The following is a 26916-nucleotide window of genomic DNA, read 5'->3' as shown; positions in this document are numbered from 1 at the left end:
TCCCTGGCCGTCCGCGCCCACCCGGCCCCGAGCATCCGCAGCCCAGGTCCCTGGCATCCGCAGCCACCCGACCCCCCCGGGGCTCCGCACCACCCAGACCCCGCGCATCCGCGCCCGCACGGTCCCGCCCGGCCGGGCCGGCTGTCCACGGCATCCGGCGCGGCGGGCGAGGTCAGCCTTCGCCCGACCCGCGGGCGGTCACGGCGAGGCCCCCACCGTGCCGCAGCACGGCGAGGTCGCCGGACACATCCGTACGCATGACGCGCGCCCCGTCCCGCGCCAGCCGAGCCATCAGCGCCGGGTTCGGATGCCCGTAGTCGTTGCCGGCCCCCACCGAGACCAGCGCCACCGCCGGGTCGACCGCGTCGAGCAGCGCCGGCGACTGCAGCGCGCTGCCGTGGTGCGCCACCTTCAGCACGTCCGCCCGCAGCGCCGCCGCTCCCAGCCGCTCCACCAGATCGCTCTGCTCCTCGGTCTCCGCATCACCGGGCAGCAGCACCGTACGGCCGTCGATCGTCGCCCGCAGCACCAGCGAGTTGTTGTTCGGATCCGAGTTGGTGCCGCGCAGCGGCTCCAACGGTCCGAGCGCCTCCAGCCGCAGCCCGCCCACCCGGTACGCCCAGCCGGGCCCCACCGCACGCACCGGCGTCCCGGCCCGCCCGGCGGCCGCCTCGACGTGGCCGCGGCCGCCTTCCGGCTCGGGCCAGTCGGGGCCGATCACCGCGGCCACCGCCCGTCCCCGGAACAGCCCGTCCACCCCGCCCACGTGGTCGGCGTGGTAGTGGCTGACCGCGAACAGCACCACCTGCCGGATCCCGAGCCGGCGCAGGCACCGGTCCACCGGGTCCGGCTCCGGGCCGGCGTCGACCACCACCGCACGCCCGCCGCCGGCCGGCAGCACGATCGCGTCGCCCTGCCCCACCGAGCAGGTCACCACCAGCCAGCGTGGCGGCGGCCACCCGGAGGCGAGCAGGCGCACCGGCAGGGCGCCGAGCACCGCGCAGGCGGCCACCACGGCGGCCAGCTTGCGGACGATCGCCCGGCGGGCCGCGATCAGGGCGGCCACCGTGAGCCCGGCCAGCAGCAGGGCGCCGGGCACCCCGTCCGGCCAGGGCAGCGCGCCGGCCGGCACCCGGGCCCCGGTCCGCGCGACCAGCACCAGCCACTCGGCCGGCCAGTGCCCGAGCCAGGCGGCGAACTCGGCGCCGGCCGGCCACACCGGGGAGAGCAGCGCGGCGGTCACCCCGCACAGCGTGGCCGGGACGATCGCCGGGACCACGACCAGGTTCGCCGGCACCGCGACCAGGCTGATCGTGCCGGACAACCCGGCGATCACCGGACCGCAGGCGACCTGCGCCGCGGCCGGCACGGCCAGGGCCTCGGCCGCTCCGGGCGGCCAGCCGCGGGCTCGCAGCGCGTCCCGCCAGACCGGGGCGAGCAGCAGCAGGCCGCCGGTGGCCAGCACGGACAGCGCGAACCCGGCGTCGGCGGCCAGCTCCGGATCGGTGAGCAGCAGCACCGACGCCGCCGCGGCGAGCGCCGGAACCGCCGCCCGGGAGCGCCCGGACGCCAGCCCGAGCAGGCCGATCGCTCCCATCGCGGCGGCCCGGACCACGCTCGGCGACGGCCGCGCCAGGATCACGAAGCCGGCCAGCGCCACCGCGCACACCACCGCGCAGAGCACCGGACCGGCGCCGGTGCGCCGCGCCAGGAACAGGACCACGCCCAGGATGATGGCGACGTTCGACCCGGAGACCGCGTTCAGGTGGGTCATGCCGGTGGCCTGGAAGTCCGCCTCCAGGGCCGGGTCGAGCCGGCTGGTGTCGCCGACCACCAGGCCGGGGAGCAGGCCACCGGAGTCGTCCGGGAGCGGCTCGCAGGCCCGCTGCAGTCCGGCGCGCAAGACCCCGGCGGCACGCTGCGCCCAGGACGGTTCGCCGATCGGGCGCGGCGGTTCGCGGACCGAGACCACGGCGGCCCGCAGGTCGCCCGGTCGGGGTGGCATCAGCCGACCGGTGGCGCTCACGTGCTGGCCGGGCAGCAGACCGCGCCAGCCGGGGTCGCTGCCGAGCACCAGCGCCCGCGCGGCGAGCCGGATCGGCTCGCCGCCGTCCACCGCGCGCACCCGCTCCAGCTCGACCGCGACCAGATACGTCGGCGGCCCCGCGGTCGCGCGCAGCGCCCGCGGGTCGTCGCGCACCACCGACCACACCTGCACCGGCTCACCCGCCTCGATGAGCGCGACCAGCGGCCCCGCCTCGCGCACGCTGACCCGCGCCGCGGTGGCCACCGCCCCGCACCCGGTCCCGAGCGCCAGCGCCACCCCGATCCACCGCAGCGCCGCCCGGCCCGGCGCCCCGGCGGCCCTCCGCGATGCGCCCGGCGCCCCGCCCCGCGCCGCGGCGGGCTGCCGCCGGCCAGCGGCCACCTCCACCTCCCGCCGTGCGGCGGTGCGCCGGATCCGCCCGGCCAGCACGGCCACCCCGGCGACGATCAGCGCGCCGCCGCCGGTGAGCAACCCGTCCCGGGCCGACTGGTGGAGGGCGGCCAGGGCGGCGAGCCAGGCGCCCACCAGGAACCCGGCGAGCCGCAGATCCGGAACGCCCGGCGCTCCCGGCTGCCCGGACGCCGCCGGCCGCCCGGCGGAGCGCGGGCCCGCGGACCGCCGGCTCACACCGTCACCAGATCTTTGAGCTGCTCATAGCGGGCGTCCCCGATCCCGTCCACCTTGCGCAGGTCGCCGACCGCCCGGAAGCCGCCCTGGGCGTCACGCGCGTCCAGAATCCGCTGGGCCAGCACCGGACCCACCCCGGGCAGGCGGTCCAGCTCGGCGAGCGTCGCCGTGTTGAGGTTGACCAGCCCGCCGACGGCCCCACCGGCGCCCGGCACGACCGCCGCGGGCGCGGTGGTGGCTCCCGGCGGAGCACTCACGCCCACCATGATCAGCTCTCCGTCGGTGACCTTGCGGGCCAGGTTCAGCCCGGCCACGTCGACACCCGGATCGGCTCCGCCGGCCGCGGTCAACGCGTCGGCCACCCGGGCGCCCGGGGCCAACCGGACCAGACCGGGCGTGCGCACCTTGCCACCGACCGCGACCACCACCTCCGCCGGTGCGCCGGCCGCGGTCGCCGCGACCGGACCGGCGGCACCGGGATCCGCGCTGCTCGCCGGGGTGCTCTCCGAGCCCGGCGCGATCTGGTCCACCCGCGGTCGCGCCCGCCACGCCAGGAAGGCCGCAACCAGCACGACCACCACGGCGACCACGGCCATCGCCCGGACCCCGGGCCGCCCCGGGTCGAACGCGTGCAGCCATTTGCGGGACCCGCCCCGGTCCTCGCCGAACGCCCCGGTCCCGGGCAGCGCCGGCGCCTCCTCGAACCGCCAGGCGTACCTCTCGTCGAAGGGCCGCTCCCCGTCCGGCGACGCCGGCCCGGCCACCGGCGGCGGCCACACCGGCTCATCGGCCACCCGGCGCCCCACCGGCTCCCCGGCCGTCCACGGCGCCATCGACCCGGTCGCCACCGGCGCCACCCCGGGCCCCGCAGACGCCCGGGAAACCCCGGAAGACAGCGGAACCTCGCCGGCCGTCCCAGACCCGCCAGGCAGACCACGCCCCTCACCCCCTGAATCGATCCGGTCATGAGAGCCGCCCGCCCGGTCCGGCCGGGCCGCGACGACACCCGGCAATCCCGGATCGAGACCCGGCAACCCCGGATCGAGACCCGGCGCCCCCGCGACGACGCCCGACGCCCCCGGATCGACGCCCGGCGACCCCGCGACGACGTCCGACCAGCCCGGAACGATGTCCGACCACCGCAGCGGCCCGCCACTGCCGGTCAGCTCGCCGGCATCTCCCGCCCGCGCCGGTCCCCCGCCGTGCAGCGCCCGCATCCGGGCCGCCACGACACCGTCGGTATCCTTCGCCTCTCGCACGGGGGTGAAGTCTCCGGCCTCCACCCGGACGAGACCGGCCCCGCTGTGGACGCCCTCGCACTGTGGACGTCCCCCGAGAGCTCCCCCGCTCTGCTAAAGGACGGCATGTGACCAGAGAAGAGGCGATCCTCCGGCTGCGCGCGGCCGGCTGCGTCTTCGCCGAGGACGAGGCCGCCGTGCTCGCCGAGGCCGCCGCGACCGGCCCGGCCCTCGGCGCGCTGGTCGAGCGGCGATGCGCCGGCGAGCCACTCGAACAGGTGGTCGGCTATGCCGACTTCGGTGGCGTCCGCGTCCGGCTGCGTCCCGGCGTCTTCGTCCCCCGGGTCCGCAGCGAGCTTCTGGTCCGGGTGGCCGTGGCCGAGGCGCGCAGCCGCCCGGACCCCCTGGTGGTGGACCTCTGCTGCGGCTCCGGGGCGCTCGGGCTGGCGGTCCGGCACCGCGTCCCGGGCATCACCCTGCACGCCGCCGACCTGGACCCGGTGGCGGTCGCCACCGCACGGGACAATCTGGGCGGCAACGTCCATCAGGGTGACCTCTTCGCCGCGCTGCCCGCCGAGCTCCGCGGCCGGATCACCGTGCTGCTGGCCAACGTCCCCTACGTCGCCACCCGCCACCTGCCGTTCCTGCCCGCCGAGGCGCGTGACCACGAGCCCCGGCTGGCTCTCGACGGCGGCGACGACGGGCTGACGATCTTCCGCGCCGTGCTCGCCGGGGCCCGTGACTGGCTCGCCCCCGGCGGCCTGCTGCTCTCCGAGATCACCGAGGCACAGACCGGCCCGGCGATCATCGCCGTCGATGGGAACGGATTGACGCCCGCCGTGGCGAGCGACGATGATCTCGACGCCCGTGTGATATCCGCGAGACGATAGGCGGCCGCCGTGGGGCTGTTCCGCAGGGTCGCGCGCGCCCGGCTGGCCGGCCGGGTGGTGCGGAGGCTGCGCCAAGCCGGCATTCCGGACGCCCGCTACCATGCGGCCGGCTTCGAGGTCCGGTTCACGCTGCCCGGCGACGCCGAGCCGACCATCCTGCCGCTGACACCGTTGCTCGGCCGGGACCGCCGCGAGCTGGGCGAATTCCTGGCCGGCCTGGTGCGTACCGGGAAAGTGCCGGACGACTGGGCGACCGCCGCACCGATGCTTCGCCCGGTGCTGCGCGGCGGCGCGCCCGGCGCGCCGCTGCAGCGCCCGGCGTTGCCGTTCCTGTCCGAGTTCGTGGTGGTCGATCTTCCGGACACCATCGCGTACGTCACCCCGGCCCAGCTGGCGGCCTGGGAGGTGACCGCCGAGCGGGTGTTCGACACCGCCCGCGCCAACCTGTCCGGCGCGGTGCTGCACGGCGCCCCCGCGAGCCGCCCGGTGGTGGTCCGGTTCGTCGACGACGGGAACTCCTACTGGACGTCGCACCTGCTGCTGCCCGGCTGGCTGGACCGGCTGGCCGGGCAGGTCGGCGGGCGGCCGGTGGCGTTCGCCCCGGAACGCGGGACGCTGCTGGTCACCGCGGACGGCAGCGAGCTGCTCCCGGCGTTGTTCGCGCAGGCCGAGGAGATCTACGCGCGCTCGTCGCGGTCGCTGACCCCGATGGCGTACGTCAGCGGCCTGGACGGCTGCCCGATCCCCTATCCCGCGCCGCCGGGCCATCCGCTGCACCACGCGGTGTCCCGGGCGGAGCGGATCCTGGCCGTCGAGGAGTACAACCGGCAGGCGGCCGAGCTGCCCGACGCCGCACAGCTGGCGCTGACCGGGTCGGACGAGGACGGCTGGCGCACCCGGGCGCTGTGGGTGCGCGACGCCCCGGTCCTGCTGCCGGCCGCCGACGAGGTGCAGCTCGGCGACCGGGTGGTGCCCTGGGCCGACCTGGATCTCACTCCGGTGCCGCAGCTGAGCCCGGCCCGCTGGCGGGCCACCTCCTGGCCGGCGGCGGGTTAGCGCCGGTGCACGACCACACCGGCCAACCCGGGTCCGGTGTGCGCGGCCACCACGGCGCCGACCTCGGTGAGGTAGCAGTCGCGCAGCCGGTCGCCGAGCCGCATGGTGATCGCGTCGACCAGCGCACCGGCGCGTTCCGGTGTGCCCAGATGGTGCACCGCGATGTCCGCCTCGCCCGGCCCGGCCGCCTCCACCGCGAGGTCGACCAGCCGGGTCAGGGCCCGCCCGGCGGTACGCACCTTGTCCCGCACCACCACCGCCCCGTCCGCGACGTGCAGGATCGGCTTGACCGACAGGGCGGTGCCCAGCAGCGCCGAGGCGGCCCCGATCCGGCCCCCGCGGCGCAGGAACTCCAGCGTGTCCACGTAGAAGAAGGTGCTGACCCGGGCGGCGTGCTCGACCGCCGCGCGGCGTACCGCCTCCAGGTCCTGCCCGCGCACCGCCGCCGCGGCGGCGGCCAGCGCCGGGAACCCCAGCCCCATCGCCGCGGTGCCGCTGTCCACCACCCGCACCTGCGGGCCGACCTCGGCCGCGGCCAGCTGGGCGGCCTCGAAGGTGCCGGAGAGCTTGGCGGACAGGTGCACCGAGACCACCCCGTCGGCCCCGGCGTCGAGGAGCTTGCGGTACTGGTCGGCGAACTGCGACGGGGCCGGCCGGGACGTGCTCACCGAGGAGCGGCGCGCGCCGAGCGCCCGGGCCACCTCGGCCGGGGAGATCTCCGAGCCCTCGAGGCCGTCCCACCCGTTGATCACGACGGTGAGCGGCACGATGGTGAGCTCATACCGCCCGTCCAGCTCGGCGGGCAGATAGGCGGTGGAATCGGTGACGACCGCGATGGTCATGCAGGCACTCTACTGATTCGCGGCCCCGCCCGGCTCAGCCTGGTGTGACCGACGACACCTCGAAGGGCTCGCCCTGCTGGCAGGTGGTCATCAGGCCGGGGCGTGGAGTGCCGCTCACCCGCACCCGGCTGCCCACCGCGGCGGACGCCCGCAGCGCCTCGTCCCGGAAGATCAGCAGGTGGGTCGTCTTGCCGGCGCGCAGGATCAGGCAGCCGGGCTCCACGCCGGACGCGACCGTGCCGGTGACGGTCGTCGAGCCGGCGGCCGGCTTCCCGGTCGTCCGGGTCGCCTCCGGGACGGCGGAGGGCGTCGTCCCGGTGACGGCCGCGGACGGCGCGGCGCCGGGCGTGGCGGGCCCGGTGTCGTCCGGCCGGCTCGCGCAGCCGGCGGCGAGCAGCAGGAGCAGTGCGGCGGGTACGACAGATCTACGGATCATGGGGGTTGGACGCTCCGGCGTGGTGAACGGTTCCGTCAGACCGGCGGCGGGACCGGCCGCTGGGCCAGGACCCCCACGTTGTACGCCGCCATCTGCCAGCCGCGGCTGTCGTCGTGGGTCAGCTCGACCCAGTGGCAGTTCTGCAGGGTCCGCAGCGTGCGCAGGTGCTCCCGGCGCCAGCCGAGCAGGTGGCCGACGCCCTGGCGGGCGGCCGCGCCGTGCGTGGCGACCACCACGGTGCCGGCCGGGGCCAGCGCGGCCGCGTCCTGCAGCGCCTCGCTGACCCGCTTGCCCATGTCGTCGAGGTTCTCCACGTCGCCGCCCACGTCCTCGCCGGCCCTCCAGCGGGCGTGCTCCTCCGGGCGGGACCGGATCACCTCGTCCATCGTCAGGCCCTGCCAGGCGCCGAAGAACCGCTCCCGGAGCCGCTCGTCGTAGGTGACGGTGTGCCCGGTGCGGGCGGCCAGCGCGGCGGCGGTGTCCGCGGCCCGGCACAGGTCGCTGGCCACGATCGCGTCCGGCCGCATTGCCGCCAGCAGCTGCGCCGCCTCGGCCGCCTGCCGGCGCCCGCGCTCGTTGAGGGGCACGTCGGCGTGGCCCTGCACGCGGTTGCCCGCGTTCCAGTCGGTGTTGCCGTGCCGCCAGACGATCAGGCGGGTGGTCACGGCGCTTCGGTGCCGGACGCTCCCGCGTCGACCATGTCACGGTCGACGAACGGGATGGTCGGGCAGTCCTTCCACAGCTTGTCCAGGGCGTAGAACTCGCGCTCCTCGGTGTGCTGCACGTGCACCACGATGTCGACGTAGTCCAGCAGCACCCAGCGGCCCTGCCGCTCGCCCTCGCGGCGCACCGGCTTCGCTTTCTCCGGCAGGTTCACGAGAGCTTCCTCGATGGCGTCGACGATCGCGACCACCTGGCGCTCGTTGGACGCCGAGGCGATGACGAACGCGTCGGTGATGTAGAGCTGATCGGCGACGTCGATGACGGAGATGTCCTGCGCCTTCTTGTCGGCGGCGGCCTGCGCGGCCGTCATCGCCAGTTCCAGGGCGCGCTCAGTGACGGGCAAAAGAGTCCCCTCGGTCGGGTTCCAGATGTACCAAGTGTCTCACGCGGGTCCGGCAATCCCCGAGTCCCGATACAGGCCCCGCTTGTTGATGTACTGCACGACACCGTCCGGGACCAGGTACCACACCGGGAGACCGGCCGCGACGCGCTGGCGGCAGTCGCTGGACGAGATCGCCATCGCCGGCACCTCGACCAGGGTCACGCTCTCGGCCGGCAGGTTCGCCGCGGACAGCTCGAAGCCGGGCCGGGTGACGCCGACGAAGTGGGCGAGACCCAGCATGGTCATCGCGTCCTTCCACGACATGATCCGGGACAGCGCGTCGGCGCCGGTGATGAAGTACAGCTCGGCGGACTGGCCGTAGACGGCGCGCATGTCGCGCAGCGTGTCGACGGTGTAGGTGGGCCCGTCCCGGTCCAGGTCGGCGCGGCTGACGTGGAAGCGCGGGTTCGAGGCGGTCGCGATGACCGTCATCAGGTAGCGGTCCTCGGCGGGCGAGACCCGGCCCTTCTCGTACGGCTGCCCGGTCGGGACGAAGGTCACCTCGTCCAACCCGAACCGGGCCTGCACCTCGCTCGCCGCGACCAGATGGCCGTGATGGATGGGATCGAACGTCCCACCCATGATTCCGATCCGCCTGCCAGACATCCGTGCAGAATAATTCAGCTGTCTAGGCGTTTCCGGACGGCGGCCAGCAGGTCGTCCGCCGTGAACGGCTTCTCCAGCAGCGCCACCCCGGGGTCGAGGGTCCCCTGCGAGGCCAGCACCGGCTGGGCATAACCGGACATGTAGAGCACACGGGTGCTCGGCCGCGCGCCGGTGAGCCGCTCAGCCAGCTCCTTGCCCAGCATCCCGGGCATCACCACGTCGCTGAGCAGCAGGTCGATCTCGCCGTCGTGGCCGGCGGCCAGCTCCAGCGCCCTGCTGCCGCCCTCGGCGGAGAGCACCCGGTACCCGGCCCCGGTGAGGATCCGGCCGGCCACGTCCCGCAGCGCGTCCTCGTCCTCCACCACCAGGACCGTCTCGCCGCGCCCCTGGGTGGCGGCCGGCTCCTCGGCGGGCTCCGGCACCGTCTCACCGCCGGCCGGCAGCAGCACGGTCACCGTGGTGCCCAGGCCCGGCTCGCTGGTCAGGTTCACCTCGCCACCGGCCTGGGTGACGATCCCGTACACCGTGGCCAGGCCCAGCCCGGTGGCCTCCCCCTTGGCCTTGGTGGTGAAGAACGGGTCGAAGGCGCGCTCCGCCACGTCGGCCGGCATACCGCGCCCGGAGTCGCTGACCCGCAGCCGGACCTGGTCGCCCAGCCGGGCCGTGTCGATCACCAGGTTGCCGCCGGACGGCATCGCGTCCCGGGCGTTGAGCGCGAGATTGACCAGCAGCTGCTCGACCTGCCCCGGGTCGAAGATGACCGACGGCAGGTCCGGGCCGGGCCGGAAGAGCAGCGTGATGTGCTCGCCCAGCGATCGGCGCAGCATCTCCTGGACCTCGCCGATCACCGCGTTCAGGTCGAGCGGCTCGGGGCGGACCACCTCGCGCCGGGCGAAGGCGAGCAGCTGGTGGGTGAGATCGGTGCCGCGGGTGCCGGCCCGGACCACCTGGCGGGCGTCGGCGGCGATGGCCTTGAGGTCCGGCGCGGGCGTCTCCGCCTCCTCGATGACGAAGTTGGCGTAGTTGAGGATCACCCCGAGCATGTTGTTGAAGTCGTGCGCGATGCCACCGGCCAGCTGCCCCAGGCTCTCCAGCCGCTGGCTGCGGTGTGCCTGCGTCTCGGCACGCAGCCGGGCCTTCTCCTCCTCGACGCGGACCCGGTCGGTGATGTCCCGGATCACCGCGACGGCCAGCCGGCCCCGCGGTGTCTCGACGATCGCGGTGGACGACTCGACCGGGAACTCGGTGCCGTCCCGGCGGCGCGCGGTGGTCACCAGGGTGCCGATCGAGCCGGGCCGGGCCGACCCGACCAGCTGCCGGCGCGCCGGCAGCAGCGCGCGGGACTCCTCGGTCATCAGCACTTCGACGGACTGGCCGACGAGCTCGGCGCTGGACCACCCGTACATCTGCCCGGCCCGGTCGTTGGCCAGCACGATCCGCAGGTCTTCGAGGACCAGGATCGCGTCCGGCGCCGCCTGTAGCAGGCCGGTGGACAATTCAGCGGACCATTCCACGCATTCACCCCCGTAGCACCAGGTTACGGGGTTCACGCCTATAAAACCGGAATTTCGGTCACGCGCGGACCCGCGCCGACCCCGCCCGGCCCGGGGCCCTACCGATCACCCACGGCCCGGCCGGGACCACACCGGCCCGAGGTCCTACCGATCACCCACGGCCCGGCCGGGACCACACCGGCCCGAGGTCCTACCGATCACCCACGGCCCGGCCGGGACCGCGCGGACCCGGATTTCTCCCGATCACCACAGCCCCGCGCCGGCGCCGCCGCTGTCCCGGTCAGCCGCGGCTCTGCAGCGCCCGCCGCATGTCGTCGTCGTGGTCCTGCACCACCCGGCGCAGGATCGGGTTCAGCCCCGGCCGGTCCAGCAGGCCGGCGGCCAGCTCCCGGGTACGCGGCGCGACCATCACCGCGGGGTACGCCGCCGCCGCGGTCTTCTCCGCGCTCATCCCGGAGCGGATCCGCATCATCTCCGGCATGTCCGCGAAGTACCGCTGCACGTACGGCTCCAGCAGCTCCCGCTGCTCCGCCTGCCAGAACCCCGCGGCGGTGAGCTCGGCCAGCCGGTTGGACAGCGACGCGTCCCCGATGATCGCGCTCCACGCCGCCTCCTTGGCCGCCGGGTCGGACAGCGCGGCCCGGCACCGGGCCGCCCACTGCTCGCCGGTGGCGCTGCGGTCGGCGGCCAGCTCCGCCTCGATCGCGTCCGGTCCGGCCGCGCCCAGCACGGACAGCCGGTACCGGATCAGCCAGCGCAGGTCGGCGTCGACGGCCAGCCCGTCCGGCACCGCGTCACCGGCCAGCCAGCCGTGCAGCCGGGCGGTGTCGACGGTCGCGCCGATCAGTCCGCGCGCCGCGGCGAGCTGCCGGGAACTGCCGGCCGGGGAGGCGGCGAGCAGCCGGTCGGCGGCCTGGGCGAGCAGCTCGCACGCGGCCGGGCGGGTCTGTGCGGTGGCATACCGGTCGACGAGGCCGCGGGCGGCTCGCAGCACGTCCTCGACGATCACCGTCTCGGTCTCCACCGGCAGCGCGGCCAGCACCAGGGTGACCAGCTCGGCCACCGGGCGCTCGCCGTCCACCACGGCGTCCAGGGTCGCGGCCCAGATCACCGCGCGGGCCAGCGAGTCGTCGAGCAGCGGCAGCAGCCGCGGGACGGCGGCGGCCGACTCCTCGTCGAAGCGGATCTTCGCGTACGCCAGGTCGCCGTCGTTGAGCAGCAGCAGGTCGGCGGCGCGCACCCCGGCCAGCGCGGGCAGCACGGTACGCCCGGTGGCGTCGAGCTCCGCCTCGATCAGCTCGCGCCGGACCACCGCGCCGTCCGCGTGGTCGTAGAGGCCGATGCCGATCCGGTGCGGGCGCAGCGTCGCGAACCCGTCCGGCGCGGACTGCACCACCGCCACCTCCCGGTACGTGTCCCCGTCGACCCGCGCCTCCAGTCGCAGCGTGTTCACCTGCGCCCGGCGCAGCCACACCTCGGCCCAGCCGGACAGGTCGCGCCCGCTCGCCTTGGACAGCGCGCCGAGCAGATCGGCCAGCGTCGCGTTGCCGAACGCGTGCGCCTCGAAGTGCGCGTTCAGACCGGCCAGGAAGGCCTCGTCGCCGAGCCAGGCGATCAGCTGCTTGAGCACGGCGGCGCCCTTGGCGTACGAGATGCCGTCGAAGTTGAGCAGCGCCTCGTCGGTGTCGCCGACCTCGGACGGCGCGACCGGGTGGGTGGACGGCCGCTGGTCGGCGCGCAGCCCCCAGGCCTTGCGGTGCATCGCGAACGTGGTCCAGGTGCCGGTGAACCGGGTCGCCTCGGCGGCCACCCGGGAGCCCAGGTACTCCGCGAACGACTCGTTCAGCCACAGGTCGTCCCACCAGGCCATGGTGACCAGGTCGCCGAACCACTGGTGGGCCATCTCGTGCGCGATCACGCTGGCCCGCTGCTCACGCTCGGTCTCGGTCATCGCGGAGCGCGGAATGTACTCGTCGCGGAACACCACCAGCCCCGGGTACTCCATCGCGCCGAAGTTGAACTCCGGCGCGAACGCCTGCTGGTAGTGCCCGAACGGGAAACGGATCTCGAACATCTCGTGGAACCGGTCCAGGCACTGCGCGGTCACCTCGAAGATCTCCGCGGCCTGCGCGTCCAGCTGCTCGGCGAGCGCGGCCCGGGCGTACAGCGCCAGCGGGATGCCGTCGTGCTCGGCCGTGCGCACGTGCCAGGGGCCGGCGATCAGGGTGGCGAGGTAGGTGGAGATCCGCTCGGTGGGCGCGAACTCCCAGCGGCCGCCGTCCGCGGAGACCAGGCGGCCGTTGGTGGCCACCGTCCAGTCGGCCGGCGCGGTCACGCTGACCCGGAACGACGCCTTCAGGTCGGGCTGGTCGAAGCAGGGCAGCACCCGGCCGCCGTTGTTGATGAACAGGTGCTGGTAGAGGTAGACCGAGCCGTCGGCGGGGTCGGTGTAGCGGTGCAGGCCCTCGCCGTTGTTCGAATACCGCATGACCGCGTCGACGACCAGCTCGTTCTCCGCGGCCAGGCCGGTCAGCGCGAGCCGTGCGCCGCCGGCCGCCGAGGGCGGCACCGGCTGCCCGTTCAGCGTGATCGATCCGACCTCCACCGGCTCGAACTCGAGGAAGGTGGCGGCGCCGGGCCGGGCGCGGAACCGCACCACGGTGCGGGACCGGAAGGTGTCACTGTCACCGGTCAGGTCCAGGTCGACGTGGTAGTTATCGACGTCGATGAGGGACGCGCGCTCGGCGGCCTCGGCACGGGTCAGGGTCGGCATGACGACCATCATGCCGGTAACCGGTCCGGCGCCGCGCCGCCCTGTCGGTGATCATGCGTGCGCTCTTGCCGCCACCCCGGCCGGCCCTGCTAGCCTGCCTTCGTGCGCGCGTCTCGACACTGCTGGTGGCTGCCCTGATCGGGCGGCCCACCCCGACGCGCGTCTTCAATTTCCGCGGCCGCCCCTCCCGGGCGGTCGTGCGGTGCATCACCTCGGACTCTCCGGGATCGGGCGGACCTTCGTACCCCTGAGATCGGAGATGTCATGACCACCACCGTCACCACCGCGCCGGCCCGGACCCGCCGCCTCAGCGGCTTCCAGCCGACCGGCCACCTGCATCTGGGCAACCTGCTGGGCGCCCTGCGCCCGCTGGTCACGGCGCAGGACGCCGCGGAGTCCATCGCGCTGATCGCCGATCTGCACGCGATGACCGTCGAGCACGACCCCGCCGAGGTACGCACGTGCGCGCTGGAACAGGCGACGGTCATGCTGGCCGCCGGGGTGGACCCGGAACGCACCCCGATCGTGCTGCAGTCCCAGGTCCGCGAGCACACCGAGCTGCACTACCTGCTGGAGTGCGTGGCCGGCTACGGCGAGGCGGCCCGGATGATCCAGTTCAAGGAGAAGTCGGCGGCCGGCGGGCCGGTACGGCTCAGCCTGCTCACCTACCCGGTGCTGATGGCCGCGGACATCCTGCTCTACGACGTCACCCAGGTGCCGGTCGGCGCGGACCAGGACCAGCACCTGGAGCTGACCCGCTCCCTGGCCACCCGGTTCAACACCCGGTACGGCCGGACCTTCGTGGTGCCCGAGGGGGTCCGCCCGGACTCCGCCGCCCGCATCATGGACCTCGCCGACCCGGCCACCAAGATGGGTAAGAGCAGCGGCTCCGGCGCCGGGCGCATCGCCCTGCTCGACCCGCCCGAGGTGATCCGGCGGACCGTCGCGCGGGCCGCCACCGACACGGTCGGGCTGGTGCGCCGCGACCGGGTCGACCAGCCCGGCATCACCAACCTGATCGACATCCTGGCCGCGTGCACCGGCCGGCCGCCGGCCGACCCGACGTCCTACGCCGCGCTGAAACGGGAGGTGGCCGACGCGGTGGAGGCGCTGCTCGCGCCCATCCGGGCCCGGCACGCGGAGCTTGCCGCCGATCCCGGGCACGTGCGCCGGGTCCTCGCGGCGGGAGCGGAGCGGGTACGCCCGATCGCCGCCGAGACGGTACGCCGGGCCCGCGCCGCCATCGGGCTACTGGACTAGCGCCGGGAGCCGCTTCTCGAAGCAGACGCTGCCCGGCCCACCGGTGCAGCCGCCGAAGGCGGGAATCCGCCGGTAACCCGAGGCCCGGTAGAGGGCGATCGCCGCGGGCAGGTGCACCCCGGTCTCCAGCCGGATCACCGGGCGGCCCGCGGCGAGCGCCTCCTCCTCGACCGCCACGATCATCTGCCGGGCCAGGCCGCGGCCCCGGTACGCCGGGCGGACGTACATCCGCAGCAGCTCTGCCACGCCCGCGTCCAGGGCCTGCCAGGCCGCGCAGGCGACCGCCCGGCTGTCCACCACACCGATCAGGTACGCCGCCTCGTCGTGCGGCTCGAAGACCCGTCCCGGCCGGACCCCGACCGCGGCCAGCTCCTGCTGCTGAGCGGTGACGAGAGCGGCGAGCTCGGGGTCCAGGGCGGGACGGGATTCGATCAGCACGGCGGTGACTGTAGGTGACGTCCCTTTCCTGCGGGTTGCGACGAACTGGCCTATGCCCTATTCGCCGGTGTAGTCCTCGTCGTCGCTCTCGTCGGTGACCAGCACCGGCACCTGCGAGTTGGCGACGCTGGAGACGGTGCCCTCGGCGTCCATGTGCAGCACCTCGTCCTCGGAGCGGATCCGGCGCGCCTTGCGGGCGGCGAGCCGCTGCGCGGCGGACGCCCGGCCGCTGCTCTCCTCCAGGCGGGCGTCGGTGCCGCGCGGCCCGGAGACGAACTCACCGGCGTTCGGCTGCCAGTCGAACTCACGCTCGCCGATCCGGACCGGGTCGCCGGGCTGGGCGCCCAGCTTGGCGAGTTTCTCCTCGACGCCGAGCCGCTCCAGCCGGTCGGCGAGGTAACCGACGGCCTCGTCGTTGTCGAAGTTCGTCTGCCGGATCCAGCGCTCGACCCGGCTGCCGCGGACCACGTACACGCCGTCCTCGTCCTGCTCGACGGTGAAGCCGCTGTCGTCGACCGCACGCGGGCGCAGCACGATCCGGGTCGGCTCCAGCACCGGCCGGGCGGCGCGGTGCTCGGCGACCATCCGGGCCAGCGCGTAGGTGAACTCCTTGAGACCCTCCCGGGTCACCGCGCTCACCTCGAACACCCGGTAGCCGCGGGCCTCCAGGTCGGGCCGGACCATCTCGGCCAGGTCCCGCCCGTCCGGGATGTCGATCTTGTTGAGGGCGACCAGGCGGGGCCGGTCCTCCAGACCGCCGTACGCGGCCAGCTCGGCCTCGATCGCGTCCAGGTCGGCCAGCGGGTCCCGCTCGATCTCCGGCGCCGCGGCGTCCAGCACGTGCACCAGCACCGAGGTGCGCTCGATGTGCCGCAGGAACTGCATGCCCAGCCCCTTGCCGGTGGCCGCGCCGGGGATCAGGCCGGGAACGTCGGCGATGGTGAACGTCTCCTCGCCGGCCTGCACCACGCCGAGGTTCGGCACCAGGGTGGTGAACGGGTAGTCGGCGATCTTCGGCTTGGCCGCGGAGAGCACCGAGATCAGCGACGACTTGCCGGCCGAGGGGAAGCCGACCAGGCCCACGTCCGCGACGCTCTTGAGCTCGAGCACCACGTCCATCCGGTCCCCCGGCTCGCCCAGCTCGGCGAAGCCCGGCACCTTCCGGCGGGTGTTGGCCAGCGACCGGTTGCCCCGGCCGCCCCGGCCACCCCGGGCCACCTCGAACTCGGTGCCGGCGCCGACCAGGTCGGCCAGCACCTCGCCGTCCGGGGTCTGCACCACGGTGCCGTCCGGCACCTTCAGGACCAGGTCCTTGCCGTTCGCGCCGTCGCGGTTCGAGCCGGCGCCACCGCCGCCGTTGCTCGCCTTGACGTGCGGGTGGAAGTGGAAGTCCAGCAGGGTGTGCTGCTGCGGGTCGACGACCAGCCTGATGCTGCCGCCGTGGCCGCCGTCGCCGCCGTCCGGCCCGCCCAGCGGCTTGAACTTCTCCCGATGCACGGAGACACAGCCGTGCCCGCCGTCACCCGCCTGCAGGTGCAGCACGACCCGGTCGACGAACGTGGTCACTTCAGAGCTCTCCTCTTACCGGCTTCGGGGAAAAACAACAGCGGGCCGCGGACCCGAGGGTCCACGGCCCGCTGAGAAGAAATCTACTCCGCGACCGGCACGATGCTGACGGTCTTGCGGCCGCGCTTGGTGCCGAAGAGCACGTTGCCCGCGGACAGCGCGAACAGCGTGTCGTCGCCACCACGGCCGACCAGGTCGCCCGGGTGGAACTTCGTGCCCCGCTGACGGATCAGGATCTCGCCGGCGTTGACCAGCTGGCCGCCGAACCGCTTGACACCGAGCCGCTGGGCGGCGGAGTCACGGCCGTTACGCGAGCTGGATGCACCCTTTTTGTGAGCCATGGCTGCGCCTACTTCCCGCTGGAGATGCCGGTCACCTTGACGCGGGTCAGCGGCTGACGGTGCCCCTGGCGCTTGTGGTAGCCGGTCTTGTTCTTGAACTTGTGGATCCGGATCTTCGGACCCTTGGTGTGCTCGGCAATCTCGCCGGACACCGTAACGTTGGCAAGCTTGGCCGCGTCGGTCACCAGGTTGTCACCGTCGACGAGGAGGACTGCGGCGAGCGTCAGCGCATCGCCGGGCGCACCCGCGAGCTTCTCGACCTCGATCACGTCGCCCTCGGCAACCTTGTACTGCTTGCCGCCGGTCTTGACGATCGCGTACATCGACGCGGACTCCCTGAGACTTACGCAGCCGAAAGAAGCTGCTGGCGGATACTGCTAGGGGTTCCGGCGGCGATCATTCGAGCCGCACGCACGGAACAGGCGCCGAAAAAGCGCCGTCGGCAAGCCTACTTCATCGGCGCGCCGAGAGCCAAAACGGGGTTAACTCTTGCCGCAGGCGCGGTCGAGCGTGGCGCGCAGGGCGGCCAGCTTCCGGTCATCGATCCTGGAGAGATCGCCCTTGAGCGCGGCCACCTGCGCCCCCATCGCCGCGAGCGCCTTCTTCAGCCCCGGGTCGCCGGCCAGCTTCGACATGTCGAGCAGCGCGTAGGAGAAGCTCTCCACGTCCCGGGTCGCCTTCTGCTGCGCCTGCGCCTTCGCCTCGGCGCCCTTCGACGCGGCGCCGGTCAGCAGCTTGTGGTCGGCGGCGAAAGTGGTGCCGAAGTTCGTGCTGGTACGCGCGGCCTGCGCGCAGATGGCGGCGGTGTCGGCGGCCAGCGCGGCGTCGCCCGCCGCGCCCTTGGCCGGGTCCGGGGTGCCGGCGGCGGGGCCGGTGGCGGCCGCGTCACCGGTCGCGGTGGCCGTCGTGCCGGCGGCCGGGGCAGCCGTGGTGGATTCCTGGTCGGCACCGGAGCAGCCGGCGGCGAACAGGACGAAGGACAGCGCGGCAGCGGCCGCGAGCAGACGTCGCATGGGATCTCCTCGGGGGCGGGGATCGATCCCGACGAGGGTAACGGAAAACCCGGCCTCGCAGTTAACTTTCCTTACAGCTAACCGCGAGGCCGGGTTCCCTCACTCAGGGTCGGGTACGCCGCCGCGCCCCGTTGCGCCGCGCCCTGCGGCGGCCGGAACCGGCGCCCACCGACTCGTCGCCGTCCTCGGTGTCCTCGTCGTCCGCGGCGTCCGGATCGTCCGCGCCGACCAGCCGCATCGGCTCGGTGTCGGCCGGGTATCCGGCGTCGTCCTCCGGGGACTCGTAGCGGGACAGGTCGTACCCGCTGATGTCGTACTCGTCGTCGTCCGAGGTGGTCAGCACCGGCTTGGCGGGCCGCACGATGCCGGACCGGATCACCCCGGACCCGGCCACCGGGGCCGGCGGAGCCGCCACCTCGGGCACCTCGGCCACCTCAGCGGCCGGTCCGGCCTCCACCGGCGCCGCCGCGCTCGCCACAGCCTCCACCGGCGCCGCCGCGCTCGCCACGGCCTCCGCGGCCTCGACGGTCTCGGGCGCTTCGACGGTCTCGGGCGCTTCGACGGTCTCGGGCGCTTCGACGGTCTCGGGCGCTTCGACGGTCTCGGCCACCTCGGCCGGCACGCTCTCGACCGGCGGGGTCTCCCCGCCACGCCGCCGCCGCGACCGCCCGCTGCTCGCCGGCTGCGCCGGGGCCTCGGTACGCACGGCCGCCGCGACCACCTTCACCTGGGTCGCCGCACCGCCGCCGCCGTTGCCGCCCCCGCCGCCGGACCGCTTCTCCGGCACCGGTTCGGGGTGGATGATCACGCCGCGGCCCTTGCAGTGGTCACAGGTCTCGCTGAACGCCTCGAGCAGCCCGGCACCGATCCGCTTACGGGTCATCTGCACCAGGCCGAGTGAGGTGATCTCGGTGACCTGGTGCTTGGTCCGGTCCCGGCCCAGGCACTCGGTCAGCCGCCGCAGGACCAGCTCGCGGTTGCTCTCCAGCACCATGTCGATGAAGTCGATCACCACGATGCCACCGAGGTCACGCAGCCGCAGCTGACGCACGATCTCCTCGGCCGCCTCCAGGTTGTTGCGGGTGACCGTCTCCTCCAGGTTGCCGCCCGCGCCGGTGTACTTACCGGTGTTGACGTCGACCACGGTCATCGCCTCGGTCCGGTCGATCACCAGGTGGCCGCCGGACGGCAGGAACACCTTGCGGTCCAGGCCCTTGAGGATCTGCTCGTCGATCCGGTGCTCGGCGAACACGTCGCCGGTCCCGGTGTGCCGGTGCAGCCGCTCGACCAGGTCCGGAGAGACCGAGTGGAGGTAGTTCTCCACCTCGCTGTACGCCTGCTCGCCCTGCACGACCAGTTCCCGGAAGTCCTCGTTGAACAGGTCGCGGACCACGCGGATGACCAGGTCGGGCTCCTCGGAGAGGGCGCGCGGGGCGTTGCCCTCGGCGGCCTTCGCCTGGATGTCCTCCCACTGCGCCTGCAGCCGCTTGACGTCGCGGGCCAGCTCGTCCTCGCTGGCGCCCTCGGCGGCGGTCCGCACGATCACCCCGGCGCCGTCCGGCACCAGCTTCTTCAGGATGTCCCGCAGCCGCTTGCGCTCGGTGTCCGGCAGCTTGCGGCTGATCCCGGACGCGTTGCCGTTGGGCACGTAGACCAGGTGCCGCCCGGAGAGCGCGATGTGGCTGGTCAGCCGGGCGCCCTTGTGGCCGATCGGGTCCTTGGTGACCTGCACCAGCACCGAGTCACCGGAGCGCAGGGCCTGCTCGATGGAGCGGGCCCGGCCCTCCAGCCCGGTGGCGTCCCAGTTCACCTCGCCGGCGTAGAGCACCGCGTTACGGCCGCGCCCGACGTCGACGAAGGCGGCCTCCATGCTGGGCAGCACGTTCTGCACCTTGCCCAGGTACACGTTGCCGACCATGGTGCCGGAGGTGGCCCGGGCGACGTAGTGCTCGACCAGGATGCCGTCCTCAAGCACGGCGATCTGGGTGCGGTCGGCCTTCTGCCGTACGACCATGACCCGGTCCACCGCCTCGCGGCGGGCCAGGAACTCCGACTCGCTGAGGATGGCCGGACGGGTGCGGCGCTGCTCACGGCCGTCGCGGCGGCGCTGGCGCTTGGCCTCCAGGCGGGTCGATCCGGAGACGCCCTGCACCTCGTCGGTGCGCCGGGGCTCACGGACCCGGACGACGGTGTGCACGCCGTCCTCGATGCCGCCGGTCTCGGCGTCCCCGCCGGAGCCCTTGCGGCGCCGGCGCCGGCGACGACGGGTGACCCCGCCCTCGCCCTCCTCGGACTCCTCGTCCTCGCTCTCCTCCTCGGCGGAGGCTTCGGCGTCGCCCTCGTTCTCCTCGGCCTCGCCCTCGGCCTCGTCCCCCTCGTCGGACGGGCCCTTGCCGCGACCCCGGCCGCGGCGGCCGCGGCGACGGCGACGGCGACCGGCGGCCTCGTCGTCCTCGGACTCGTCCTCGACGCCCTCCTCGACGTCCTCCGCGCCCTCGTCGAACTCGTCCAGCGCCGGCTCGGCCGGGGCGGCCACCGGCTCGGCGGACGGTTCCTCGGCGGCACCGCGGCGACGGCGGCGGCTGCGCCGGGTGCCCTCGGCGACCTCCTCGGCGGCGGGTTCCTCGGCGATCTCGGCCACGGTCTCGGCGGGCGCCTCGGCGGGCGCCTCGGCCTCGACCGGCGCCTCGGCCGGCGCCTCGGCCGGCTCGGCAGCCGCGACCGGCGCGAGCGGATCCGCGATCGGGCGGCGCCGCCGGCTCACCGGCGCGGGCTCGGCCTCGGTCGCCTCCGGCGGCATGAACAGCACGGCGGGTGGCAGCGCGGCACGGCGCTTGCGGGCCGGCTTGGCCGGCGCCTCCTCGACGAAGTCGTCGTCCAGCGGCAGGATCCCGACCACCGGCACCCCGGCGGCCGCCGGAGCGGTCTCCTCGGCGGCGGCCACGGGAGCCGTCTCCTCGGCGGTCTCCTCCTCGACCGGCTCCGCCGGCCCGGCCACCTCGGCGGCGACCGGCTCGGGCTGCGGGGTCTCGGGCTGCTCGGCCGGGGTCTCCGCGGCCGTAGTCTCCTCGCCGGCGGGCGCGGCGGCCTTGCGACGGGTACGCGTGGCCTTCTTCGCCGGCGCGGCCTTCTTCGCCGCGGCGGCCTTCTTCGCCGCGGCCTTCACCGGCTTGGCGGGGGCCTCGGCCTCCGCGGCGGGAGCCTCCGCAGCGGCGGCGGTGGCTTCCGGAGCGGCAGCGTCGGCCGCGGCTACCTCCGGAGCGGCGGTCTGCGGGGCCTCGGCAGGCGACGTCTGCGGAGCGGAGGTCTCCGCAGCGGGGGTCTCCGAGGCGGCCGGCGCGGCCGCCTTGCGGCGGGTACGCGTCGCCTTCTTCGCCGGCGCGGCCTTCACCGGCTCCGCTGCTGCGGGCTCGGGCTCGGACGCGGCAGCGGCCGGATCGGCCGTCGCTGCGGCGGGCTCAGCCGGGGCGGCCGCGGTGTCGGGCTCTGCCGGGGGTGCCGCCGCTTTGCGGCGCGGGGCTCGCGTCCGGCGGGCCGGGGTGGTGCCGGTGGCGGCATCTGCGGGCGGCGTGACTGCACCGTCCCGTTCACCGCCCTGTTCTCCCAGATTGACTGGGGGCTCGTTATCGAGCATGGGCGCTCTCCAGTTCTGGCGGCCCCGGGCGCGGGTGAGCGCTGCCACGCAGGGTCGCTGCAAGTGTTTCGGGCCCGTCCGAGCCGGACGAGCTGCCGAAGTCTGCCAATGAACGCCGGCCGGATCCCGGTCAGCGCTCGCCGATGCCGACGCCCACGCGATCCGCCTCCAACGGATCGACGATCTCCCCCTGCGCGGTGAGTGTGCCCTGGGCCAGCCGGGTCACCCGCGGGGGTACCGGCGGCTCCAGGCCGGCCACCACGCGCAGGCCGGACAGGACGTCATCGGGCCGCACGGCGGGCGTTACCTGCCGTACGACAAGGTCGATTATCGCACACGGTACTCCACCGGCCTCGAAAGGCAGGTCCGGCTCCCCGGCCACCGCGCACCGGGTCACCGCGGCACGCGCGTCGAACGACCGGCGGCCCTGCTTGGTCATGCGTTCGACCAGGACCTCGGAGGCGTTCAGGAAGGCGTCCACGGCGTCGCGGGCGGCGGCCGGCGCCACCCCGGGCAGCTCCAGCCGCCACTGCGAGGCGTCGATCCGGTCGGCCAGGCTGCCCTCGCCGGCCGGCACCGCTTCCAGCACGTCCAGGCCCGGGGACAGAGCGGCGTCCAGCGCGGCCCGCAACTGCTCCGGATCGACCACGGACTGCAGGCCGATCTCCAGGTATTCCGCCTCGCTGCCGACGCCGGTGGGCGCGGCACTCGCGTACGAGATCTTGGGGTGTGGGGTGAAGCCCTGCGAGAAGGCAATCGGCACGCCGGCACGGCGCAGCGCGCGCTCGAAGGCGCGGGCGAAGTCCCGGTGCGAGGTGAAACGCAGCGGTCCGCGCTTCGCGTAGCGAAGGCGGATCCGCTGCACGACCGGGGCCTGACCGCCCACGGGCTGGTTCTTCGGAATCGTCCTACTCCTAAACGGGGACCCGCAGGCCGTTCACCCGGGTCAGGGGAAGCAGTTTCTTACCGGTCGGACCGATCTGGATCTCGGTGTCCATCGCCGGGCACACGCCGCAGTCGAAGCACGGCGTCCAGCGGCAGTCGTCCTGCTCGAACTCGGCTGTCGAGTCCTGCCAGTCCTGCCAGAGCCAGTCCTTGTCGAGGCCGGAGTCCAGGTGGTCCCAGGGCAGGACCTCGGCCTCCTCGCGCTCGCGGGTGGTGTACCAGTCCAGGTCGACGCCGTACTCCGGGAGCACCTCGGCGCAGGCCTCGACCCAGCGGGCGTACGAGAAGTGCTCGGACCAGCCGTCGAACCGGCCGCCCTTCTCCCAGACCCGGCGGATGACCTGGCCGACCCGGCGGTCGCCGCGCGACAGCAGGCCCTCGATCAGTGACGGCTCGCCGTCGTGGTAGCGGAAGCCGATCGCCCGGCCCAGCGAGCGGTCGCTGTTGATCGCCTGCTTGAGCAGCTTGAGGCGGGCGTCGATGACCTCCGGCCGCTCCATGCTCGCCCACTGGAACGGGGTGTGCGGTTTCGGCACGAATCCGCCGATCGACACGGTGCAGCGGATGTCCTTGGTGCCGGCCGCCTCGCGCCCGGCCCGGATCACCTCGTGCGCCATGTCGGCGATCTCCAGCACGTCCTCGTCGGTCTCGGTGGGCAGGCCGCACATGAAGTACAGCTTCACCTGCCGCCAGCCGTTCGAGTACGCCGTGACCACGGTCCGGATCAGGTCCTCCTTGGTCACCATCTTGTTGATGACCTTGCGGATCCGCTCCGAGCCGCCCTCCGGCGCGAAGGTCAGGCCGGTACGCCGCCCGTTGCGGGACAGCTCCTGAGCCAGATCGATGTTGAACGCGTCGACCCGGGTGGACGGCAGCGACAGCGAGACGTTGCTGTCGGCGTACTGCTGGGCCAGGCCCGAGCACATGTCGCCGATCTCCGAGTGGTCGGCGCTGGAGAGCGAGAGCAGACCGACCTCGTTGAAGCCGGAGAACTCCAGGCCCTCCTTGACCATCTGGCCGACCGTGGTGATCGACCGCTCCCGCACCGGGCGGGTGATCATGCCGGCCTGGCAGAACCGGCAGCCCCGGGTGCAACCCCGGAAGATCTCCACGGCATACCGCTCGTGAACCGTCTCGGCGAGCGGGACCAGCGGCTTCTTCGGGTACGGCCAGGCATCCAGGTCCATCGTCGTCCGCTTGGCCACCCGGAACGGCACGTCCGGCCGGTTCGGCACGACGCGCTGGATGCGGCCGTCGCTCAGGTAATCCACGTCGTAGAAGCGCGGCACGTAGATGCTCTCCGTGCGGGCCAGACGCAGCAGCAGCTCGTCACGCCCGCCGGGGCGGCCCTCCGCCTTCCACTCCCGGATGATCCCGGTGATCTCCAGGACCGCCTCCTCGCCGTCACCGAGCACGGCGGCGTCGATGAAGTCGGCGATCGGCTCCGGGTTGAACGCGGCGTGCCCACCGGCGAGCACGACCGGGTCGTCCTCGGTACGGTCCGCGCTGTTGAGCGGGATGCCGGCCAGATCGAGCGCGCTGAGCAGGTTGGTGTACCCCAGCTCGGTGGCGAACGACACGCCGAACATGTCGAACGCCTTGACGGGCCGGTGCGCGTCGACGGTGAACTGCGGGACGCCGTGTTCCTTCATCAGCGCCTCGAGGTCCGGCCACACCGCGTACGTCCGCTCGGCGAGCACGTCGGGCTGCTCGTTGAGCACCTCGTAGAGGATCTGCACACCCTGGTTGGGCAGGCCGACCTCGTAGGCGTCGGGGTACATCAGCGCCCACCGGACGACGGTGGCGTCCCAGTCCTTGACAACGGCGCCGAGCTCGCCGCCCACGTACTGGATCGGTTTGCTGACCCGCGGCAGCAGCTGCTCGAGCTGCGGGAAGACGGAACTCACGCTCATGGGTGTCCAGGGTACGCGAGACTAGCCGGGCGGGTCTTCGTGCCCGTCCGGACCGCGAAGTACACCGCTGCCCGATCCGGATGGACCGCGCGCGGGCCGGTCGGGCCCGCGCGCAGCCGCGGTGTCATCCCTGGCCGCGCCGCACGGACCTCACCCGCCGACCGGTCCGCGCGCCGGCCCCCGGCGCCGGAGCATCGTCACCGTGGTGCCCTCGCCGCGGTCGAACGAGACCTCGTCCATCGAGTCCTCGATCAGCCGGATGCCGCGCCCGCGGGCGTGCCCGGGCCCGCGCCAGACGCCCCGGTCGGCGACCCGGACCTCCACCGCGTCGTCGGTGATCGTGGCGCACACGTCGACCATCCCGAACGGGTCGTCCCGGTACCCGTGCTCGATGGCGTTGGCGATCGCTTCCGAGCAGCCCAGCAGCACCGCGTTCAGGCAGTCCTCGTCCACCCCGTGCCCGGTCAGCCAGGCCCGCAGGTCGGAGCGGAGCAGGGCGATCTGCAGCGGGTCGGCGCCCAGCGACCGTTCCAGCCGCTCCTCCGTGCCCAGGGTCAGGCACAGCAGGCAGACGTCGGCGCTGTGCTCCCGGCCGACCAGGGTGTCGGCCAGCGCCGCGGTCAGGCCCTTCGTCGGCGCGCCGCGCAACCGGCCGAAGGTCCGGCTGAGCACCTCCAGCCCGCGGTCGACCGCCCGGTCCCGGCGCGCCACCAGCCCGTCGGTGTACAGCAGCAGGCGGCTGCCCGGGGCCAGGCGCATCCGGTGCTCGGTGCGGCGCGGCCCGGCGGCGCGTGACCCGATCGGGCCGGAGCGGGCCTGCGCCAGGAACTCGCCGGCGCCGGTCGGCTGGTGCAGCAGCGGCGGCAGGTGCCCGGCGCAGGCGTAGACCAGCTCGCGGGAGTCCAGATCGACCTCGGCGTAGGCGACCGTGGCCATCCGCGCCGACTCGACCCGCTGACAGAACCGGTCCAGCCCGTCCAGCAGCCGGGCCGGGCCGTTCTCCGCGGTGGCCAGGGCCCGGACCGCGCTGCGCAGCTGGCCCATCGTGCCGGCCGCCTCCAGGCCCCGGCCGACCACGTCGCCGACCACCACGGCCAGCTTGTCCGCGGTGATCAGGAAGGCGTCGAACCAGTCACCGCCGACCTCCAGGCCCTGCCCGCCGGAGCGGTAGTGGGTCTCCACCGTGAAGCGCGGGTCGCCGCCGGGCACGTCGGTGGCGAGCAGGCTGCGCTGCAGCGACTGGGCGATGGCCCGTTCCTGCTCGTAGAGCCGGGCGTTCTCCAGCGCCAGCCCGGCCCGGTCGGCCAGCTCGGCGAGGAACGCCCGCTCGGCCGCGGCGCCGCGCGGCTCGGCCGCCGTCCGCAGCGACAGGGTGCCGAGCACCCGGCCGCGGGCGGTGAGCGGCAGGACCGTGCAGCCCAGTGGGTCGCCCTCGGTGGCGAAGACCGGCCGCGCCGACCGGGTCGCCTCGGCGATCCGCTCGGCCAGCAGGTCCTCGGCCGGGGGCGGACCGCCGGCGTCCTCGCGCAGCCCGGCCGGCCCGACGTGCAGCCGCACCGCGGCCCAGTCGGCGATCTCCGGCACCACCCGCTCGACCAGCCGGCGACTGCGCTGCAGCAGCCGGTGCTCCTCGTCCAGCGCCCGGGTGGTGGCGGCCAGGAACGCGGCCCGCTCCTCCCGGCGGCGGGCGTCGTCGTAGAGCCGGGCCCGGTCCAGCGCCTGCCCGGCCTGCTGGCCCAGCAGGCGGATCACCCGCAGTTCGCCGTCGGTGAGCTCGCGTTCCCCGGCGAAGCTGAACGCCAGCACGCCGAGCACCGTCACGCCCGCCTGGTCCTCGGCCGGGCCGGTGGTCAGCGGGAGCAGCACCACGGTCCGGCGCCCGGCGCGGGTCATCGACGCGGCGAGGTCCGGGAAGTGCTCGGCGGCCTCCGCGAGGTTGTGCACGACGTGCAGGTCGCCGCGGCGGGCCACCTCGGCGACCGCCCGGGGGGAGTCGCGCGGCATGTCGTCTCCGGCGCCGATGGCCGGATCGGTGGAGGCGACCGCGACCAGCCGGTCGCGCTCCGCGTCGATGAGGTGGACGCTGCCGCTGGTGGCCTGGAACGCCGGTTCCGGCGCGCGCAGCACCGCCTCGGCCACCTCCGCCTGGGTGGGCGCGGCGGCCAGATCGGCCACTATCTGCTGCAGCACCCGGACGCGCTTCTCCGCGGCCTCGGCGACGCGCCGGGCGTGCAGCAGCTCCTTCTCGTACCGCCGCCGCTCGGCGGCGTTGAAGACCATCGTCCGGATCAGCCGCGGGGCGCCGCTGTCGCCGCGTTCCATCACCGAGTTGACCAGTACGGGCAGGCGCAGACCGTCGGCACGAACCACCTCGAGCGCGATCTCGTGCACCTCGCCCTGCATCATCAGCAACGGTGCGTAATGGGTCTCATGGTAGATCTGGTCACCCGCAGTGAGCAGCTCACGGAACCGGCGGTGACCGACCAGCTGGGCGCGGGTGTACCCGGTCCACTCCAGGAACGTCCGGTTGACCCGCAGCACGGTGCCGTCCGGCAGCGTCGTCAGGTAACCGCAGGGCGCATGGTCGTACAGGTCCGCGGGATCGTCGTCCCAGGGCAGCCGTAGCTCCTGTGTCACGTCCGGCCCGCCAGATTCGCTCACGCCACCGCTCC

Annotated in this window: 21 protein-coding genes; 3 read left to right on the top strand and 18 right to left on the bottom strand. The window is 74.2% G+C overall.

The window, feature by feature from the left end; genetic code table 11:
* Window positions 1-172: 172 nt before the first annotated feature.
* On the bottom strand, window positions 173-2674 hold the full coding sequence (locus tag ACTEI_RS06240; protein ID WP_122976766.1) for a ComEC/Rec2 family competence protein: 2502 nt from the start codon (window positions 2672-2674) through the stop codon (window positions 173-175).
* On the bottom strand, window positions 2671-3507 hold the full coding sequence (locus ACTEI_RS06235) for a ComEA family DNA-binding protein (protein ID WP_122981949.1): 837 nt from the start codon (window positions 3505-3507) through the stop codon (window positions 2671-2673). Before ACTEI_RS06235 ends, ACTEI_RS06240 begins: the two co-directional genes overlap by 4 nt.
* A 533-nt stretch (window positions 3508-4040) precedes the next feature.
* On the opposite strand from ACTEI_RS06235, the gene ACTEI_RS06230 reads away from it, so the two are divergent.
* Both ACTEI_RS06230 and ACTEI_RS06225 read left to right on the top strand, forming a co-directional pair.
* Window positions 4041-4802: a putative protein N(5)-glutamine methyltransferase gene (locus ACTEI_RS06230; RefSeq protein WP_122976765.1), complete on the top strand. Its 762-nt coding sequence runs from the start codon at window positions 4041-4043 to the stop codon at window positions 4800-4802.
* A gap of 9 nt (window positions 4803-4811) precedes the next feature.
* Window positions 4812-5858 (top strand): DUF1444 domain-containing protein, encoded by a 1047-nt coding sequence (locus ACTEI_RS06225; protein ID WP_122976764.1) that lies wholly within the window; start codon window positions 4812-4814, stop codon window positions 5856-5858.
* Here the strand turns inward: ACTEI_RS06225 and ACTEI_RS06220 are convergent.
* The 7 genes from ACTEI_RS06220 to pepN all read right to left on the bottom strand — a co-directional run bounded on the left by ACTEI_RS06220 (window position 5855) and on the right by pepN (window position 13134).
* Window positions 5855-6700, bottom strand: a complete 846-nt coding sequence (locus ACTEI_RS06220) for a DegV family protein (RefSeq protein WP_122976763.1) — start codon at window positions 6698-6700, stop codon at window positions 5855-5857. The two genes, ACTEI_RS06225 and ACTEI_RS06220, sit on opposite strands and share 4 nt — an antisense overlap.
* A gap of 34 nt (window positions 6701-6734) precedes the next feature.
* The gene (locus ACTEI_RS06215) at window positions 6735-7136 is read right to left on the bottom strand and encodes a hypothetical protein (RefSeq protein ID WP_122976762.1); all 402 of its coding nucleotides are present in this window, start codon (window positions 7134-7136) and stop codon (window positions 6735-6737) included.
* 35 nt (window positions 7137-7171) lie between these two features.
* The gene (locus ACTEI_RS06210; protein WP_122976761.1) at window positions 7172-7801 is read right to left on the bottom strand and encodes a histidine phosphatase family protein; all 630 of its coding nucleotides are present in this window, start codon (window positions 7799-7801) and stop codon (window positions 7172-7174) included.
* Window positions 7798-8202 (bottom strand): ribosome silencing factor, encoded by a 405-nt coding sequence (gene rsfS / locus ACTEI_RS06205; protein ID WP_122976760.1) that lies wholly within the window; start codon window positions 8200-8202, stop codon window positions 7798-7800. Before rsfS ends, ACTEI_RS06210 begins: the two co-directional genes overlap by 4 nt.
* A gap of 39 nt (window positions 8203-8241) precedes the next feature.
* The gene (gene nadD / locus ACTEI_RS06200; RefSeq protein WP_122976759.1) at window positions 8242-8847 is read right to left on the bottom strand and encodes a nicotinate-nucleotide adenylyltransferase; all 606 of its coding nucleotides are present in this window, start codon (window positions 8845-8847) and stop codon (window positions 8242-8244) included.
* 14 nt (window positions 8848-8861) lie between these two features.
* Entirely contained in the window at window positions 8862-10361 is a 1500-nt protein-coding gene (locus tag ACTEI_RS06195) for an ATP-binding protein (RefSeq protein WP_122976758.1), read from the bottom strand.
* Between the two features lie 280 nt (window positions 10362-10641).
* Entirely contained in the window at window positions 10642-13134 is a 2493-nt protein-coding gene (gene pepN, locus ACTEI_RS06190; protein ID WP_122981948.1) for an aminopeptidase N, read from the bottom strand.
* 264 nt (window positions 13135-13398) lie between these two features.
* Between pepN and trpS the strand changes: the two genes are divergently transcribed.
* Entirely contained in the window at window positions 13399-14394 is a 996-nt protein-coding gene (gene trpS, locus ACTEI_RS06185) for a tryptophan--tRNA ligase (RefSeq protein ID WP_122976757.1), read from the top strand.
* On the opposite strand, the gene ACTEI_RS06180 is transcribed toward trpS, so the two are convergent.
* The 9 genes from ACTEI_RS06180 to ACTEI_RS06140 form a co-directional block, all read right to left on the bottom strand.
* Window positions 14383-14832 carry a GNAT family N-acetyltransferase gene (locus tag ACTEI_RS06180; RefSeq protein ID WP_122976756.1) on the bottom strand — a complete coding sequence of 150 codons (450 nt, stop codon included), beginning with the start codon at window positions 14830-14832 and terminating at the stop codon, window positions 14383-14385. The two genes, trpS and ACTEI_RS06180, sit on opposite strands and share 12 nt — an antisense overlap.
* 57 nt (window positions 14833-14889) lie before the next feature.
* Complete coding sequence (gene obgE, locus ACTEI_RS06175; protein WP_122976755.1) at window positions 14890-16398, bottom strand: GTPase ObgE; 1509 nt, start codon at window positions 16396-16398, stop codon at window positions 14890-14892.
* Window positions 16399-16481: 83 nt separating this feature from the next.
* Window positions 16482-16739, bottom strand: a complete 258-nt coding sequence (gene rpmA / locus ACTEI_RS06170) for a 50S ribosomal protein L27 (RefSeq protein WP_122976754.1) — start codon at window positions 16737-16739, stop codon at window positions 16482-16484.
* 8 nt (window positions 16740-16747) lie between these two features.
* Entirely contained in the window at window positions 16748-17062 is a 315-nt protein-coding gene (gene rplU, locus ACTEI_RS06165; RefSeq protein ID WP_030443077.1) for a 50S ribosomal protein L21, read from the bottom strand.
* Between the two features lie 159 nt (window positions 17063-17221).
* Complete coding sequence (locus tag ACTEI_RS06160; protein WP_122976753.1) at window positions 17222-17752, bottom strand: hypothetical protein; 531 nt, start codon at window positions 17750-17752, stop codon at window positions 17222-17224.
* A gap of 103 nt (window positions 17753-17855) precedes the next feature.
* Window positions 17856-21386 (bottom strand): Rne/Rng family ribonuclease, encoded by a 3531-nt coding sequence (locus ACTEI_RS06155; RefSeq protein WP_122976752.1) that lies wholly within the window; start codon window positions 21384-21386, stop codon window positions 17856-17858.
* A gap of 130 nt (window positions 21387-21516) precedes the next feature.
* Window positions 21517-22251: a TIGR03936 family radical SAM-associated protein gene (locus ACTEI_RS06150; RefSeq protein ID WP_122981947.1), complete on the bottom strand. Its 735-nt coding sequence runs from the start codon at window positions 22249-22251 to the stop codon at window positions 21517-21519.
* A 49-nt stretch (window positions 22252-22300) separates the two neighbouring features.
* Complete coding sequence (locus ACTEI_RS06145; RefSeq protein WP_122976751.1) at window positions 22301-24244, bottom strand: TIGR03960 family B12-binding radical SAM protein; 1944 nt, start codon at window positions 24242-24244, stop codon at window positions 22301-22303.
* Between the two features lie 150 nt (window positions 24245-24394).
* Complete coding sequence (locus ACTEI_RS06140; RefSeq protein WP_122976750.1) at window positions 24395-26905, bottom strand: SpoIIE family protein phosphatase; 2511 nt, start codon at window positions 26903-26905, stop codon at window positions 24395-24397.
* Window positions 26906-26916 lie beyond the last annotated feature (11 nt).

Origin of the sequence: Actinoplanes teichomyceticus ATCC 31121, assembly GCF_003711105.1 — a bacterium.
Lineage (GTDB): Bacteria > Actinomycetota > Actinomycetes > Mycobacteriales > Micromonosporaceae > Actinoplanes > Actinoplanes teichomyceticus.
The sequence above is the reverse complement of the archived record's forward strand: the minus strand, read 5'-3'. Positions and strand labels throughout refer to the sequence as shown.

What these genes read in the sequence shown, in the direction of transcription:
- nadD (WP_122976759.1), bottom strand. Translation starts at nt 8,847, where the DNA reads ATGTCTGGCAGGCGGATCGGAATCATGGGTGGGACGTTCGATCCCATC.
- pepN (WP_122981948.1), bottom strand. Translation starts at nt 13,134, where the DNA reads ATGCCGACCCTGACCCGTGCCGAGGCCGCCGAGCGCGCGTCCCTCATC.
- rpmA (WP_122976754.1), bottom strand. Translation starts at nt 16,739, where the DNA reads ATGGCTCACAAAAAGGGTGCATCCAGCTCGCGTAACGGCCGTGACTCC.
- ACTEI_RS06215 (WP_122976762.1), bottom strand. Translation starts at nt 7,136, where the DNA reads ATGATCCGTAGATCTGTCGTACCCGCCGCACTGCTCCTGCTGCTCGCC.
- ACTEI_RS06235 (WP_122981949.1), bottom strand. Translation starts at nt 3,507, where the DNA reads ATGGCGCCGTGGACGGCCGGGGAGCCGGTGGGGCGCCGGGTGGCCGAT.
- ACTEI_RS06160 (WP_122976753.1), bottom strand. Translation starts at nt 17,752, where the DNA reads ATGCGACGTCTGCTCGCGGCCGCTGCCGCGCTGTCCTTCGTCCTGTTC.
- trpS (WP_122976757.1), top strand. Translation starts at nt 13,399, where the DNA reads ATGACCACCACCGTCACCACCGCGCCGGCCCGGACCCGCCGCCTCAGC.
- ACTEI_RS06220 (WP_122976763.1), bottom strand. Translation starts at nt 6,700, where the DNA reads ATGACCATCGCGGTCGTCACCGATTCCACCGCCTATCTGCCCGCCGAG.
- ACTEI_RS06145 (WP_122976751.1), bottom strand. Translation starts at nt 24,244, where the DNA reads ATGAGCGTGAGTTCCGTCTTCCCGCAGCTCGAGCAGCTGCTGCCGCGG.
- ACTEI_RS06155 (WP_122976752.1), bottom strand. Translation starts at nt 21,386, where the DNA reads ATGCTCGATAACGAGCCCCCAGTCAATCTGGGAGAACAGGGCGGTGAA.
- rplU (WP_030443077.1), bottom strand. Translation starts at nt 17,062, where the DNA reads ATGTACGCGATCGTCAAGACCGGCGGCAAGCAGTACAAGGTTGCCGAG.